The organism is Dickeya chrysanthemi NCPPB 402 (assembly GCF_000406105.1).
Lineage (GTDB): Bacteria > Pseudomonadota > Gammaproteobacteria > Enterobacterales > Enterobacteriaceae > Dickeya > Dickeya chrysanthemi.
Genome location: NZ_CM001974.1, coordinates 2,004,965 through 2,020,189 on the forward strand (window position 1 = coordinate 2,004,965; position 15,225 = coordinate 2,020,189).

The window sequence follows — 15,225 nt, forward strand, 5'->3', positions numbered from 1 at the left end:
TGGGGGAGGTGCCTATGCTCAATCAAGAACTGGAACTCAGTCTCAACATGGCTTTCGCCAGAGCGCGTGAGCACCGGCATGAGTTTATGACCGTGGAGCATCTGTTGCTGGCGCTGCTCAGCAACCCCTCCGCACGCGAGGCATTGGAAGCTTGTACGGTCGATTTGGCAGTTCTGCGTCAGGAACTGGAAACCTTTATCGAACAGACCACACCCACACTGCCGCAAAATGACGAAGAACGTGATACTCAGCCGACGCTGAGTTTCCAGCGCGTGTTGCAACGTGCCGTGTTCCACGTGCAGTCGTCGGGGCGTAGCGAGGTGTCCGGCGCTAACGTCCTGGTCGCCATCTTCAGCGAGCAGGAGTCTCAGGCGGCCTATCTGCTGCGTAAACACGACGTCAGCCGGTTGGATGTGGTGAATTTTATTTCACATGGTACGCGCAAAGAAGAGTCCGGCCCGGCTGCAAATCCGGAAAATCCGGTGAATGAAGAACAGGCTGGCGGGGAGGAGCGTATGGAAAACTTCACCACTAATCTCAACCAGCTTGCCCGGGTGGGAGGCATCGACCCGCTGATTGGCCGCGACAGCGAACTGGAGCGTACCATTCAGGTGCTATGCCGCCGCCGTAAAAATAACCCGTTGTTGGTCGGTGAATCCGGCGTGGGGAAAACCGCCATTGCCGAAGGGCTGGCCTGGCGTATCGTGCAGGGCGACGTGCCGGAGGTGATGGCTGGCTGCACAATCTACTCGCTGGATATCGGTTCGTTGCTGGCGGGCACCAAATACCGCGGCGATTTCGAAAAACGCTTTAAATCGCTGCTCAAGCAACTGGAGCAAGACCAGAGCAGTATTCTGTTTATCGACGAAATTCACACGATTATCGGTGCGGGAGCCGCATCTGGCGGTCAGGTTGACGCCGCTAACCTGATCAAGCCGCTGCTGTCCAGCGGTAAGATTCGCGTCGTCGGTTCCACTACCTATCAGGAATTCAGCAATATCTTCGAAAAAGATCGAGCGCTGGCGCGTCGCTTCCAGAAAATCGATATTACCGAACCGAGTGTGGAAGAGACGGTACAGATCATTAACGGTCTGAAGCCGAAATACGAAGCGCACCACGATGTGCGGTATACCGCTAAGGCGGTTCGCGCGGCGGTGGAACTGGCGGTGAAATACATTAATGATCGCCATCTGCCGGACAAGGCCATCGACGTTATCGACGAAGCCGGTGCGCGTTGCCGCCTGTTGCCTGCCAGCAAACGCAAGAAAACCGTCAATGTGGCGGATATTGAATCGGTGGTCGCCCGTATTGCCCGCATTCCGGAGAAAACCGTTTCCGCCAGCGATCGTGATGTGCTGCGTAATCTGGGGGATCGCCTGAAAATGCTGGTGTTCGGGCAGGATAAAGCCATTGAGGCGTTGACCGAGGCCATTAAGATGAGCCGTGCCGGATTGGGCCATGAGCGTAAGCCGGTCGGGTCGTTCCTGTTTGCCGGCCCTACCGGGGTGGGTAAAACAGAAGTGACGGTGCAACTGGCGAAAGCGCTGGATATCGAATTGCTGCGTTTTGATATGTCTGAATACATGGAGCGCCACACGGTCAGCCGTTTGATTGGTGCGCCTCCGGGTTATGTGGGCTACGATCAGGGCGGTTTGCTTACCGATGCGGTCATCAAACACCCGCATTCGGTGCTGTTGCTTGATGAAATCGAAAAAGCGCACCCGGATGTGTTCAACCTGCTTTTACAGGTGATGGACAACGGTACGCTCACCGATAACAACGGCCGCAAAGCGGATTTCCGCAATGTGATCGTGGTGATGACGACCAACGCCGGCGTGCGGGAAACCCAGCGTAAGTCGATTGGTCTCATCCAGCAGGATAACAGCAGCGATGCGATGGAAGAGATCAAAAAGGTATTCACGCCGGAATTCCGCAATCGTCTGGATGGCATTATCTGGTTCAATCATCTGTCGGCAGACGTGATTCAGCAGGTGGTGGACAAGTTTATTGTCGAACTGCAGGCGCAACTGGATGCCAAAGGCGTATCGCTGGAAGTCAGCGAAGAAGCGCGTAACTGGCTGGCGGAAAAAGGATACGACAAGGCGATGGGCGCACGGCCGATGGCGCGTGTCATTCAGGAGAACCTCAAGAAACCGTTGGCAAATGAACTGCTGTTCGGCTCGCTGGTGGATGGGGGCTCGGTGAAGGTGGAGTTGGATGCACCTGCTCAGCAACTGACCTACCGCTTTCTGAGCGCGCAGAAAACCAAAACTGAAGGCGCAGTTCACTGAGTGAATCGTCGTTAACCGTCATCGTCTACCCGATCAAAACACAAAGGGCATCGTCAGATGCCCTTTTTTACAACATTGTTTTACAACATGGTTTTACAACATTGTCTTGATATCTTTACGACATCATCGCCGCGATAGCATAAACATCGGGGATGGTGCCTGTATGCTCAACCATACCAGGTCGTTTGAATTAATAGGCGGGTAAGTCACTTACAGCCTTAGAATGCAAACGCCCTCACCAGAGAGGCAAGGGCTGAAAGGTAAACATACCGACTATCGTTTCAGACGATAGTGCAGTTGTTAACGGCTACGGAAGACAATGCGGCCTTTGCTCAGGTCGTACGGGGTCAGTTCCACAGTCACTTTGTCACCCGTCAGGATGCGGATATAGTTTTTACGCATTTTACCGGAGATATGAGCGGTAACCACGTGCCCGTTTTCCAGCTCAACGCGGAACATGGTGTTGGGCAGCGTATCCAGCACGGTGCCTTGCATTTCAATATTGTCTTCTTTGGCCATCGAATCCTCTAGGTGTAATTACCTTAGTTTTTAACCGGCAAGATAATGCCGAAAAACCCTCATTATGTAAAGGCGCGTAAGCGACCGCCGGTCATTTATCCCCTTTAAGCAGTTGATCGGGATTGGCGGGAGAGAGTGTCTGCGGGTGCCAACAGCCGTTGTGCAATACCTGCCGTTGCAACTGATGCAGTTGATACAGAAATTCGCGTCTCGGGATATCACAGGCTCCCAGAGAGGCAGTGTGGTCGTTAAGCACCTGACAGTCAATCAACTGACCACCGTGGCGTACAAAATGCTGCAGAAACGTTGCCAGAGCATATTTGGAGGCATTGTCAGCCCGGCTGAACATCGACTCACCGCAAAATAGCGCCCCCTGGGCGATACCGTATAATCCGCCGACCAACTGTTCACCGAGCCAGACTTCGACCGAATGCGCCAGTCCGGACACGTGTAACCGGCAGTAGGTTTGCATGATATCGTCACCAATCCAGGTGCCTTCCTCCCGCTCGTCGGCGCAGGCGGCAATCACCGCCTCAAACGCCTGATTCAGTGTGACCCGATAATCGGTACGCCGAATGAATTTTCTCATGCTCCGGCTAAGGTGAAACTGTGCCGGAAACAACACTGCCCGTGGGTCAGGGCACCACCACAGGATTGGTTCGCCCGGCGCAAACCACGGAAAAATTCCTTGTTGATAAGCGCTCAGCACCCGCTCCGGCGACAGATCGCCGCCATAAGCCAACAGCCCGTTCGGGTCGCGCAGAGCGGTCTGTGGATTAGGGAACTGCAATGAGAAGGGAGAAAGTTCACACAATAGCATGCTCACCTCGGGCTACAGGTGTTGATGAAATTGCCAGTAACGTCCCTGCAACGCTATCAGGCTGCGATGTGACCCTTGCTCCACCATTTTCCCGCCGTCCATTACAAACAGCCTGTCCATGCTTTCCAGCCCATTGAGCCGATGGGTAATCACGAGCAGGGTTCTGCCAAGACAATGCTGCCGCAATATTTGCAGTATGCGTTGCTCCGTGTCGGCATCAAGTCCTTCGGTCGGTTCATCCAGCAGCACCAGCGGTGCCGGGTGGAGCAGGGCGCGAGCGACACCAATGCGTCGCTGCTCGCCCCCGGACAATTGACGACCGCCTTCACCCAGCCAGGCATTGAGCCCTTGGTCATCCAGCAGTTTCTCCAGCCCGACTTGTGTGAGCACCGTTTCCAACTGTGCGTCGCTGGCAGAAGGCGCAGCCAACTGCAAGTTATCCCGTAATGTCGCGCTGAAAATGTGTACGCGCTGGGGCACGACACTCATGGTTGCGCGCAAAGCGGACTCCGGCCATGCCGCAATCGGGGTGTCGTTAAGCCGGATTTCGCCTTCACTGCAATCCCAGGCTCGGGTGAGTAATTGCAACAGGGTTGATTTGCCGCAACCGGTACGCCCGAGCAATGCGACATGTTCGCCCGGCGCCAGTGTGAGTGAAATATCGTGCAGTGCAGGTTGGCGTTGTTCCGGGTATGTGAAGCTCACTTTATCCAACGTCAATGCTACCTGCGCCGGCTGCTCTGGCCCCTGAGACGGGAAAGTGACCGGCGGGTGGAGTTTCAGCAATTGATCGACTCGCGAGGCGGAAGCCACTACGTGCCCGATGTGCTGGAATGCGCCGGCGACCGGTGCCAGTGCTTCAAAAGCGGCAAGAGTGGTAAAGACAAACAGTGCGATAAGCGCACCGGGTTGGCTGTCGCCGCCGACACCGCCCGCGGCCAGCCATAGCAACAAAGTTGCCGTTAATCCGCCGGCAGCGATCAGGATAGCCTGTGACAATGCGCTGAGCCCGGCTTGCTGCCGTTGCCGTTCAAACCAACGCTGTTCCAACACATCCAGTTGCTGGCGAAAGTTTGCCAGTGCACCAAAGACGGCTAATTCTGCCTGCCCCTGGAGCCATGTCGTCAGTTGTACCCGGTAATGAGCGCGTAATGCGGTCAGGTCAGCGCCGATGGGTTGCCCGGCACGGTAAAAGACCAACGGCAGCATCACTAACAACGCCATCATGATGGACGCCAGCGTGAATGCCAGCGATGTATCCAACCAGCTTAGCCCATAAGCCAGAGCCAGAATCACCACCAGTGCGCTTACCAGTGGCGAAATAACCCGTAGGTAAAGGTGATCCAGCGTGTCCACATCCGCCACGAGTCGGTTAAGCAGCTCGGCCTGACGAAAGCGAATCAGCCCGCCGGGCGACAGCGGTAGAATACGGCTAAACGTGAACACCCGCAGATGCATCAGAACGCGGAAGGTGGCGTCATGGCTTACCAGTCGCTCAAAGTAACGACTGACGGTACGCAGGATCGCCGCACCGCGCACGCCGGCAGCGGGCAGCATATAGTTGAAGGTGGTTAAGCCCGCCAGACCGGCAATAGCCGATGCAGCCAGAAACCAGCCTGATAACGTCAACAGACCAATGCTGGCGAGTAACGTCAGAATAGCCAGTACGATACCCAAAATGAGTTGAAAAAAATGGCGGCGATACAGTGCCAGAAAAGGTTTAAGTACCTGCATTACGTGCGTCTTTTCCATCTTACAGCTCTCCCCGGCGTTGTGTCAGGAGCGCGGCGAACGGCCCATCAACCTGACTCAGGGTAAGATAGTCGCCTTGCTGGACCAACTGACCGTCGGCCATCACCCAGATGGCGTCATAGTCCCGAATTTCGTTTAACTGATGCGTGACCAACAAGGTGGTCTGAGCCTGTGAGGCTTCGCTCAACGCACTCATCACCCGTTGCTCGCTGTGGGCGTCAAGGCTGGCGGAGGGTTCATCCAGCAGCAGCAAGCGACATCGGTGCAACAGCGCACGCGCTACCGCAACCCGCTGAGCCTGACCGACAGACAAACGTGCCGCCCCGTCGCCTAACGGTGTATCCAGACCTTGCGGCAATTGCGGCAGAAATTCGTGGACGTAAGCGCGCTCAAGCGCCTGCTGCAGTATAGGATCGCTGGCCTGCGGACGACCTAGCAATACGTTCTGTCGCAGCGTGGCTTCCGGAAGATGAGGATTTTGCCCCACCCAACTAAGATGCTGTCGCCAGGACATCGGTGACAGGGTGCGCAACTCCTCGCCATTGACGGTTATCGAACCACGATAAGGCAGAAAACCGAGCAGCACATTGAGCAGAGAGCTTTTTCCGGCGCCGCTCGGCCCGACCAGTGCAACGCGTTGCCCGGCTTCCAGCCTGAAGGTCAGTGGCCCGGCCAGTGCTTTGCCTTCGGGGGATAAGATAATAAGCTCATCGGCAATAATCGTGACGGGTGCATCGCTTTGGAATGGGCGAGTCGCGTCGCCGTTTTCCTCGTTTGCGGCCGTCATAAAGCGGTGTAGCGCTTCGGCAGCACCGATGGCCTGCGCCTTGGCATGATAAAATGTGCCGAGGTCACGCAGCGGCTGGAAGAATTCCGGCGCCAGAATCAACACCAGAAAACCCGCAAACAGCGTTACGCCGGTGCCGTAACTACCGAAGTGTAATTCGCCAAGATAGGAGAAACCAAAGTAGACGGCAACCACGGCAATTGAAATCGAGGCGAAAAATTCCAGCACGCCGGAAGAAAGAAACGCCATACGCAGCACTTCCATCGTCCGGCTGCGAAATTGCTCCGAGGCCTGGCGGATTTTGTCGGTCTCGGCATCGCCGCGATGAAACAGGCGCAGGGTATCCAGGCCGCGTAGCCGGTCAAGGAAGTTACCGCTTAATCTGGCTAATGCCTGGAAATTGCGTCGGTTAGCATCGGCAGCGCCCATACCGACCATCGCCATAAACAGCGGAATCAGCGGCGCTGTAGCGAACAAGATCAATCCTGCAGCCCAGTTCACCGGAAAGACGATAATCAGTATCAGCACGGGGATGATGGCCGCCAGATACATCTGCGGCAGATAGCGGGCATAGTAATCGTGCATATCGTCGACTTGTTCCAGAATCAACGTCGCCCAACTGCCGGCCGGTTTTCCTTGAATCCAGGCCGGCCCGAGTTGTTGCAGCCTGTCCAACACCTGGCGGCGAATATGCTGGCGAATCGCCTGGCCACAGCGGAAACCGACCCGCTCCCGTATCCAACTCACGATTGCGCGCAACAGGAATGTCGCCGCCAGTAGCAGAAACAGGGTGATGAGTTGGGTTCTCGGCGTGTGGACGATAATCAGTGCGTGCAGTAATGAAGCCAATAACCATGCCTGCGCCATAATCAACAGGCCGCTAACCATGCCCAGCATGAGCGATAGTCGTAACCAGCGGTGTGCCAGGCGGCTTTGTTGTTTCAGCCAGTTGATCAGTTGTCGTTGTCGGGTATCTTTCATCAGGTGCCGATCGCTTCCAGTTGCTACATGAAAATAACGCTTACACAACCGTCACTTAACAAGGTTGTGCCGGTAATGGCCGTGATGGCGCCATGTTACCTCGGTAGTGGGGTTGTGCAAACGAAAAGCAGAGGCGGAGAAGGGGCGGCGATCAATTTTTGTATCGCGGGAAAAGAATAAAAAAACCCGGGCGCGATCACGACCGGGTTGAGATTTGCACTCCTTCGGCGGTTATCCGGCGAGTGCGTCCAGATAACGTTCGGCGTCCAGCGCCGCCATACAACCGGTGCCGGCAGAGGTGATGGCCTGGCGATAGATATGGTCCATCACATCACCGGCAGCGAACACGCCGGGAATACTGGTTTGTGTTGCGTTGCCGTGAATACCGGATTGCACCTTGATATAGCCGTTTTCCAGCACCAACTGATCACCAAAAATGGCGGTGTTCGGGCTGTGGCCGATAGCGATAAAGACCCCTGCGACATCCAGTTGTTCGGTGGCCTCGCCAGCCGCTTCGCGCAGGCGTACGCCGGTAACGCCCATCTCGTCGCCCACGACTTCATCCAGCGTACGATTGGTGTGCAGCACGATATTGCCGCTGCTGACTTTCGCCATCAGGCGGTCGATCAGAATTTTTTCTGCGCGGAAGCTATCGCGGCGGTGAATCAGATGCACCTCAGCAGCAATATTGGACAGGTATAACGCTTCTTCGACGGCGGTGTTGCCGCCTCCGACGACCGCCACTTTTTGATTGCGATAAAAGAAACCGTCACAGGTGGCACAGGCGGAGACGCCTTTCCCTTTGAAAGCGTCTTCAGACGGCAGCCCCAGATAACGGGCGGATGCGCCGGTGGCGATGATTAAAGCGTCGCACGTGTATTCATCGCTGTCGCCGAACAGGCGGAACGGGCGGGTTTGCAGGTCGACGCGGGTAATATGATCAAAAACGATTTCGGTATTGAACTTGGCGGCATGGGCGTGCATGCGCTCCATCAGCAGCGGGCCGGTCAAGTCATCCGGGTCGCCGGGCCAGTTTTCTACTTCGGTGGTGGTGGTCAACTGACCGCCTTTTTCCATCCCGGTGATCAGCAGTGGATTTAGGTTTGCCCGTGCAGCATAGACCGCGGCGGTATAGCCTGCCGGGCCTGAACCCAGAATTAATAGTTTACGATGTTTAGCTGTGCTCATGAGTTCCTCATTTCACTCGAACGGACGATGTATCCGATTGTAAGGAAATTACTTGCGTAAAAAAAGTGTGGAAAAATGTTGTTGGCTATTGGTTCAATCGTTACGAAATATTGCGGGAAAACGATAAATGCGCTGATGGGCCTTCAGCGGTGAGTGAAAACGTTGTCCAGATGGGGCGTTGGCGCTGAATCTGGCACTTTCTTCTGATTTTAATTGTTTTACTTTGACAATCGGCTGTGCTTTTGCGAAAACATCCTTGGAAGAGGAAATATTTTGTATGTGAATAGTTGAATGCTCCGGTTTTTATGCGTTTAGGTCCATATCAGCGACAATCTGCCTGCTGGTCGGTAATCGGTATTTTGCAACGTTGCCGGAAACGCAGTCGGAACAAGGGATGCGCACATTACAAAAGGCAGGGGTCTTCTTTAGGGGTGGCTCTGGTACATTGAGATTGGTCAGAGACAGCGTTTAAACAGGGAAGGGTGAAGAGAGACAATAAGAATGGTAGACACGAAAAAACGTCCGGGAAAAGATCTTGATCGTATCGATCGCAATATCCTGAACGAATTGCAAAAAGACGGGCGTATCTCCAATGTGGAGCTTTCCAAGCGGGTCGGTCTTTCGCCAACCCCGTGTCTGGAGCGCGTTCGTCGTCTGGAACGACAAGGGTTTATTAATGGCTATACCGCACTGCTGAATCCGCATTATCTGGATGCGTCACTGTTGGTGTTCGTTGAGATTACTCTTAATCGCGGCGCGCCCGATGTGTTTGAACAGTTCAATGCAGCCGTGCAGAAGCTTGAGGAAATTCAGGAGTGTCATTTGGTTTCCGGTGATTTTGACTATCTGCTCAAAACCCGCGTACCGGATATGTCGGCATACCGTAAGTTGCTGGGTGAAACGCTGTTGCGTCTGCCAGGCGTAAACGATACCCGCCCTATGTGGTGATGGAAGAAGTGAAGCAAAGCAACCGACTGGTCATCAAGACCCGTTGACGGTAAGGGTGCATAACCCGATAAATTCAGCTACACTCCTGTGGATCTGTACAGTATGGCGCCGGGTAATGCTCGGCGTTTTATCATGAAACATTTACAGGGAACCTGGAGAGACGCTTGAGCCAGGAATATACAGAAGATAAAGATGTCGCACTGAAAAAACTCAGTGCGGGTCGACGTTTACTGGAAGCGATGTTAGTCGTGGTAGTGCTTTTTGCCATTTATCTGGCGGTAGCGCTACTGAGTTTTAGCCCTTCGGACCCCAGTTGGTCACAGACTGCCTGGCACGAACCGATTCACAATCTGGGGGGCGGGGTAGGCGCCTGGCTGGCGGATACCCTGTTTTTCGTCTTTGGCGTACTGGCGTATGCCATTCCTGTGGTGATGGTATCGCTGTGCTGGGTGATTTATCAACAGCGCGGTCAGCGCGCCACGCCGGATTATTTTACCCTTTCTCTGCGCCTGATTGGCACCTTGGCCCTGATCCTGACCTCTTGCGGGTTGGCGGCGCTCAACGTAGACGATATTTACTATTTTGCCTCCGGCGGCGTACTGGGCAGTTTGCTCAGTAGCTCGATGATCCCGCGTTTCAATAACATCGGCGCGACGATGATCCTGCTGTGTGTTTGGGCTGCCGGATTAACGCTGTTTACCGGTTGGTCCTGGCTGACGATTGCAGAAAAGATCGGTGCCGGCGTGATGGCATGCCTGACGCTGTTTTCCGGTCGTCGTCGTGACGAAGACTACCTGTACGATGATATCGATGAACAACCGGCAGAAGTAAAACCCGCATCATCCCGTAAAGACACGTCCAATGCAGAGCGCGTCGATGAGGCAGAGCATACCCATAAAGACGAGAGCGTTATGTCGTCGGCAACGGCGATTGATGATGATGACGTACTGTTTTCCGCACCAGCGGTAACCGCGCTGTCGTCAACGGCGGCTACTGCGCCGACGGTATCGGCGCTTGCTGATGCGCCGGTATCCGATGTCGCGGAGACGCTCGATATCGCGAATAATCGTGCCTTGACGTCGAGGATGACGACTGACGGTGAGCCGGTGTTAAAACTGCATCCTGAACCGATCGTGACGCCGCCGTTGCCAGAACGGGAATATTCCGTCGCTCCAACAGTCGCGTCTGAAATGCCCCAGCATGTTGAGGTGTCGCTCGGCGCACCAACGTCGTCATCTATGTCAACGCCAGGGGAGGGGATAGCGCCATCGTCTCTAAGCCCATCAGCTTTACCGTCGGAACCGATACCTGAGTGGCAGCCGCTGAGTGTGCAGGTTGACGATCGTATCGCCCGACCAACAGCAACGGTCGTTTCACTGTCGGCGGCAACAACGGAAGCGGAACCGAAAAAAGCGGTGCCGTTCATGCCTGCGTTTACTGCGGACGAAGAGAATAACCCGCAAGTCAAACGCGGCATGGGGCCGGAATTGCCGCGACCGAACCCGGTGCGCATTCCCACCCGTCGCGAGCTGGCATCGTATGGCATCAAGCTGCCTTCGCAGCGGCTGGCTGAACAGCAAGCTCGCGAAGCAGAGCAACGAGCTCAGGCCGTCGATGACGTTGCCATGGCACCGGATACGGCAGTGTCGGCGACGCCGGCAAGCGATGCGGTCATTTCTACCGAGGAAGCCTATCAACATCCTGTCGAGCCGATATCGGCCGACTTGTCTGACGACGCTCAGGATGCGCTGGCGCAAGCAGCCGCGTTGCGCCAAGCCTTTGCCGAGCAGCAACGCGAACGTTACGGTGAAACCTATCCTGACCATGAAGAGGCGGAAGATGCCTTGCTGCAGGCACAACTGGCGCGCGATTTTGCCGCCATGCAGCGCTCTCGTTATGGCGAGGAGCAGGAAGTGGAAGCGGATGCACCCACGGCGTTTACTGCCGAGCACGCCAATGCGGGGTCGGTGGCTACAGACAACCGATTAACTGGTGTAACGCCGCAAGCCGAGGCGCCGCTGGAGAGCGTTTTTGCCATTTCGCCGTTTGCCGATCTGGTTGATGATGGCCCGTCAGAGCCGTTATTTACGCTTCCGCCGCAGGAGTCATTGGCGGATACGCCGCCGGAGCAGGCGGCCGTGCCGGTAAGTGTATCCCCGGTTGCGGCGTCGGCCGAACCTGTCGTGACAGAGTCTTCGCCGTCGATTATGGACAGCCTGATCCACCCGTTCCTGATGCGTAATGATCAACCGCTGCAGAAACCGACCACGCCATTGCCGTCGCTGGATCTGCTAACGCCGCCATCCATGAATGATGCGCCGGTTGATCGGGACGCGCTGGACGATATGGCGCGACTGATTGAAACCCGATTGGCGGATTACCGCGTCAAGGCTACAGTGGTGGATTATCATCCGGGGCCGGTGATCACCCGTTTTGAACTGGATTTGGCACCGGGCGTCAAGGCAGCCCGTATCTCCAATTTGGCTCGTGATCTGGCGCGTTCGCTGTCGGTGGTCGCGGTACGTATTGTTGAGGTTATCCCCGGCAAACCTTATGTCGGTCTTGAGCTGCCGAATCGCCATCGCCAAACGGTTTTCCTGCGAGAAGTGCTGGATTGCGACCGGTTCCGCGATAACGCTTCGCCGCTTGCCGTGGTACTGGGGAAAGATATTTCCGGCCAGCCAGTGGTGGCGGATCTGGCGAAAATGCCGCATTTACTGGTGGCGGGTACTACCGGCTCCGGGAAGTCGGTCGGCGTTAACGCCATGATCATCAGCATGCTGTATAAAGCGACGCCTGCAGACGTGCGCTTTATCATGATTGACCCGAAAATGCTGGAGTTGTCGGTATATGAAGGCATTCCGCATCTGCTAACCGAAGTCGTCACCGACATGAAAGATGCCGCTAATGCGCTGCGCTGGTGCGTCGGTGAGATGGAGCGCCGCTATAAGCTGATGTCGGCGCTGGGGGTACGTAATCTCAGCGGTTATAACGAACGGGTGTTACAGGCTGAATCGATGGGCCGCCCCATCCCGGACCCGTTCTGGAAACCCGGCGACAGTATGGATACTCAACCGCCCGTGCTGGAAAAACTACCCTACATCGTAGTGATGGTGGATGAGTTTGCCGACCTGATGATGGCGGTGGGTAAAAAAGTAGAAGAGCTGATCGCGCGCTTGGCCCAGAAGGCGCGAGCCGCCGGCATACATTTGGTTTTGGCGACGCAGCGCCCGTCGGTTGATGTTATTACCGGCCTGATCAAGGCCAATATCCCGACGCGCATCGCGTTTACGGTATCGAGCAAGATTGATTCCCGCACTATTCTCGATCAGGGCGGTGCGGAGTCGTTATTGGGGATGGGCGATATGCTGTACATGGCGCCTAACTCTTCGATTCCAGTGCGTGTTCATGGCGCATTCGTGCGTGATCAGGAAGTTCATGCCGTGGTGCAGGATTGGAAGGCGCGAGGACGCCCTGAATATATCGACAGCATCATCAGCGGTGATGACGATGGTGAAGGCGGTAGCCTGGGTTTTGACGGAGACGAAGATCTGGATCCGTTGTTTGATCAGGCGGTGGCCTTTGTCGTGGAAAAACGTCGGGCTTCGATTTCCGGGGTACAGCGCCAGTTCCGCATTGGCTATAACCGCGCCGCCCGTATTGTTGAGCAGATGGAAATGCAGGGGATTGTCAGCAGTCCCGGTCATAACGGTAACCGTGAAGTGCTGGCGCCGCCACCGATGGAATAACTCTTGGTGGTGATGTTTCGGTGGTGATGTTTCGTCCTGCAAAGAAGCGTAAATGTGGTAGATAACAGATAATTCGCCTGTCATGCCGTGCCCTGCTGGGCTACAGTAGCGTCCGCCTGATAGGCGCGTCCAACAAGATGCGGCCTCTGTGGAGGCGGCGGTGACGGTAAGAACACGCAAAGGATTTTTTGTATGATAAAAATAGGGTTGATAACGGGGTGTTTGCTCACCAGTCTGGTATCCGGTGCGGTTTATGCCGATGCCGCCAGCGATTTGCAAAGTCGCCTGAGCAAGGTGAACAGCTTCCATGCCGGTTTCACGCAGAAAGTCACGACCAATGACGGTGCTGCGGTGCAGGAAGGGGCGGGAGAATTGTGGGTGAAACGCCCGAATCTGTTCAACTGGAAAACCACATCGCCGGATGAAAGTACGCTGGTGTCTGATGGTAAAACCTTATGGTTTTACAATCCCTTCGTTGAACAGGTCACGGCAACCTGGGTAAAAGATGCCACCGGTAATACGCCGTTTATTTTGATCACCCGTAACGACCCGAAAGACTGGGGTAAATATAACGTAAGCCAGAAAGGGGATGATTTTGATCTAACGCCCCGTGCAGCCAATGGCAATCTGAAGCGTTTTTCCATTAATGTCACCAGCGATGGTACGATTCATGGATTTACCGCCACTGAACAGGATGGGCAGCGCAGCGCCTATACGCTGAAAAATCAGCAAAATGGCGAGATAGATGCCGCGAAGTTTCGTTTTACTCCGCCGAAAGGCGTCGCGGTGGACGACCAGCGTCAGTGAGGCGTATGTGAGCAACCTGTCACTCGATTTCTCCAGTAATCAGTTCCAGCCGCTGGCAGCGCGGATGCGGCCGACCAGGCTGGCACAGTACATTGGCCAGCAACACCTGCTGGGGCTTGGGAAGCCGTTTCCGCGTGCCATTGAGGCCGGGCAACTCCACTCCATGATTCTGTGGGGGCCGCCGGGGACGGGAAAGACGACGTTGGCTGAGTTGATTGGTCATTATGGTCATGCTGATGTGGAGCGCCTCTCGGCGGTGACGTCCGGCATCAAAGAGATCCGCGAGGCGATTGAACGTGCGCGTCAGAACCGCGATGCCGGGCGTCGTACGATTCTGTTTGTGGACGAAGTGCATCGTTTTAACAAAAGCCAGCAGGATGCTTTTCTGCCGCATATCGAAGACGGCACCATTACGTTTATTGGTGCCACCACCGAAAACCCCTCGTTTGAACTGAATTCGGCGTTGCTATCCCGAGCGCGTGTTTATCTGCTGAAAGCATTGAGCGTGGAAGATATCGAGCAGGTGCTGGAACAGGCGTTGCAGGACAAAGAGAGGGGGCTGGGTGGGCAGCAGATTATTTTGCCGGATGAAACCCGTCGCCTGCTGGCTGAACTGGTCAACGGCGATGCCCGACGCTCCCTCAATCTGCTGGAAATGATGGCCGACATGGCGGAAGCGGATGCCGACGGTCAGCGTGTATTGACGCTCGAATTACTGAAGGAAGTTTCCGGCGAGCGCAGTGCGCGTTTTGACAATAAAGGCGACCGCTATTACGACCTGATATCCGCATTGCATAAATCGGTTCGCGGCTCAGCGCCGGATGCGGCGTTGTACTGGTATGCCCGCATTATTACCGCTGGCGGTGACCCTCTGTACGTCGCACGACGTCTCCTGGCTATCGCTTCTGAAGATGTGGGGAATGCCGACCCGAGATCGATGCAAGTGGCGATCGCCGCCTGGGATTGTTTTACGCGTGTTGGCCCGGCGGAAGGTGAACGCGCTATTGCTCAGGCGATTGTTTATCTGGCGTGTGCGCCGAAGAGTAATGCGGTGTATACCGCATTTAAATTAGCGATGCGCGATGCTCGTGAGAAACCGGATTACGATGTACCGGAGCATCTGCGTAATGCGCCAACCCGTCTGATGAAAGAGATGGGATTGGGGGCCGAATATCGGTACGCGCATGATGAAGTTAACGCTTACGCTGCCGGTGAAGTGTATTTCCCGCCTGAGATGGCGGAAACACACTACTATCAGCCGACTTCGCGAGGTTTAGAGGCCAAGATTGGCGAAAAGCTGGCCTGGCTCGCTGCTCAGGATCAAAATAGCCCGACAAAACGCTACCGCTAGCATTCACGTTGCGGTAAGGTTATTCCGAGATT

At 55.4% G+C, this 15,225-nt stretch carries 8 protein-coding genes and 3 pseudogenes; 6 read left to right on the forward strand and 5 right to left on the reverse strand.

Going from position 1 to position 15,225, the window contains the following annotated elements:
* Positions 1-14 precede the first annotated feature (14 nt).
* On the forward strand, positions 15-2,291 hold the full coding sequence (gene clpA / locus DCH402_RS09015; protein ID WP_040000782.1) for an ATP-dependent Clp protease ATP-binding subunit ClpA: 2,277 nt from the start codon (positions 15-17) through the stop codon (positions 2,289-2,291).
* A gap of 300 nt (positions 2,292-2,591) precedes the next feature.
* Here clpA and infA read toward each other — a convergent pair whose 3' ends face one another.
* The 5 genes from infA to trxB all read right to left on the reverse strand — a co-directional run bounded on the left by infA (position 2,592) and on the right by trxB (position 8,338).
* Entirely contained in the window at positions 2,592-2,810 is a 219-nt protein-coding gene (gene infA, locus DCH402_RS09020) for a translation initiation factor IF-1 (RefSeq protein ID WP_002211347.1), read from the reverse strand.
* 91 nt (positions 2,811-2,901) lie between these two features.
* A complete protein-coding gene (gene aat / locus DCH402_RS09025) occupies positions 2,902-3,630 on the reverse strand; it encodes a leucyl/phenylalanyl-tRNA--protein transferase (RefSeq protein WP_040000783.1) in 729 nt (242 codons plus the stop codon).
* A gap of 12 nt (positions 3,631-3,642) precedes the next feature.
* Positions 3,643-5,364: a heme ABC transporter ATP-binding protein/permease CydC gene (cydC, locus tag DCH402_RS09030; RefSeq protein ID WP_040003508.1), complete on the reverse strand. Its 1,722-nt coding sequence runs from the start codon at positions 5,362-5,364 to the stop codon at positions 3,643-3,645.
* 19 nt (positions 5,365-5,383) lie between these two features.
* On the reverse strand, positions 5,384-7,150 hold the full coding sequence (gene cydD, locus DCH402_RS09035) for a heme ABC transporter permease/ATP-binding protein CydD (protein WP_040000784.1): 1,767 nt from the start codon (positions 7,148-7,150) through the stop codon (positions 5,384-5,386).
* A 231-nt stretch (positions 7,151-7,381) separates the two neighbouring features.
* Positions 7,382-8,338, reverse strand: coding sequence for a thioredoxin-disulfide reductase (gene trxB, locus DCH402_RS09040; RefSeq protein ID WP_040000785.1), 957 nt, complete (start codon positions 8,336-8,338; stop codon positions 7,382-7,384).
* A 501-nt stretch (positions 8,339-8,839) separates the two neighbouring features.
* Between trxB and lrp the strand changes: the two are divergent.
* The 5 genes and pseudogenes from lrp (at position 8,840) to DCH402_RS09060 (ending at position 15,193) form a co-directional block, all read left to right on the forward strand.
* A pseudogene (lrp, locus tag DCH402_RS09045) lies at positions 8,840-9,333 on the forward strand (leucine-responsive transcriptional regulator Lrp).
* Between the two features lie 192 nt (positions 9,334-9,525).
* Positions 9,526-9,963: pseudogene (locus tag DCH402_RS23380) on the forward strand (DNA translocase FtsK 4TM domain-containing protein); the annotation flags it as partial.
* 1,059 nt (positions 9,964-11,022) lie between these two features.
* Positions 11,023-13,035: pseudogene (locus tag DCH402_RS23385) on the forward strand (DNA translocase FtsK); the annotation flags it as partial.
* Between the two features lie 192 nt (positions 13,036-13,227).
* Positions 13,228-13,842, forward strand: a complete 615-nt coding sequence (gene lolA, locus DCH402_RS09055; RefSeq protein WP_152486908.1) for an outer membrane lipoprotein chaperone LolA — start codon at positions 13,228-13,230, stop codon at positions 13,840-13,842.
* Positions 13,843-13,849: 7 nt separating this feature from the next.
* Entirely contained in the window at positions 13,850-15,193 is a 1,344-nt protein-coding gene (locus DCH402_RS09060) for a replication-associated recombination protein A (protein WP_040000787.1), read from the forward strand.
* The last annotated feature ends 32 nt before the right edge of the window (positions 15,194-15,225 follow it).

Bases quoted from the DNA above. Each gene is read 5' to 3' on its own strand.
- clpA (WP_040000782.1), top strand. From the start codon at position 15: ATGCTCAATCAAGAACTGGAACTCAGTCTCAACATGGCTTTCGCCAGA.
- infA (WP_002211347.1), bottom strand. From the start codon at position 2,810: ATGGCCAAAGAAGACAATATTGAAATGCAAGGCACCGTGCTGGATACG.
- aat (WP_040000783.1), bottom strand. From the start codon at position 3,630: ATGCTATTGTGTGAACTTTCTCCCTTCTCATTGCAGTTCCCTAATCCA.
- cydC (WP_040003508.1), bottom strand. From the start codon at position 5,364: ATGCAGGTACTTAAACCTTTTCTGGCACTGTATCGCCGCCATTTTTTT.
- cydD (WP_040000784.1), bottom strand. From the start codon at position 7,150: ATGAAAGATACCCGACAACGACAACTGATCAACTGGCTGAAACAACAA.
- trxB (WP_040000785.1), bottom strand. From the start codon at position 8,338: ATGAGCACAGCTAAACATCGTAAACTATTAATTCTGGGTTCAGGCCCG.
- lolA (WP_152486908.1), top strand. From the start codon at position 13,228: ATGATAAAAATAGGGTTGATAACGGGGTGTTTGCTCACCAGTCTGGTA.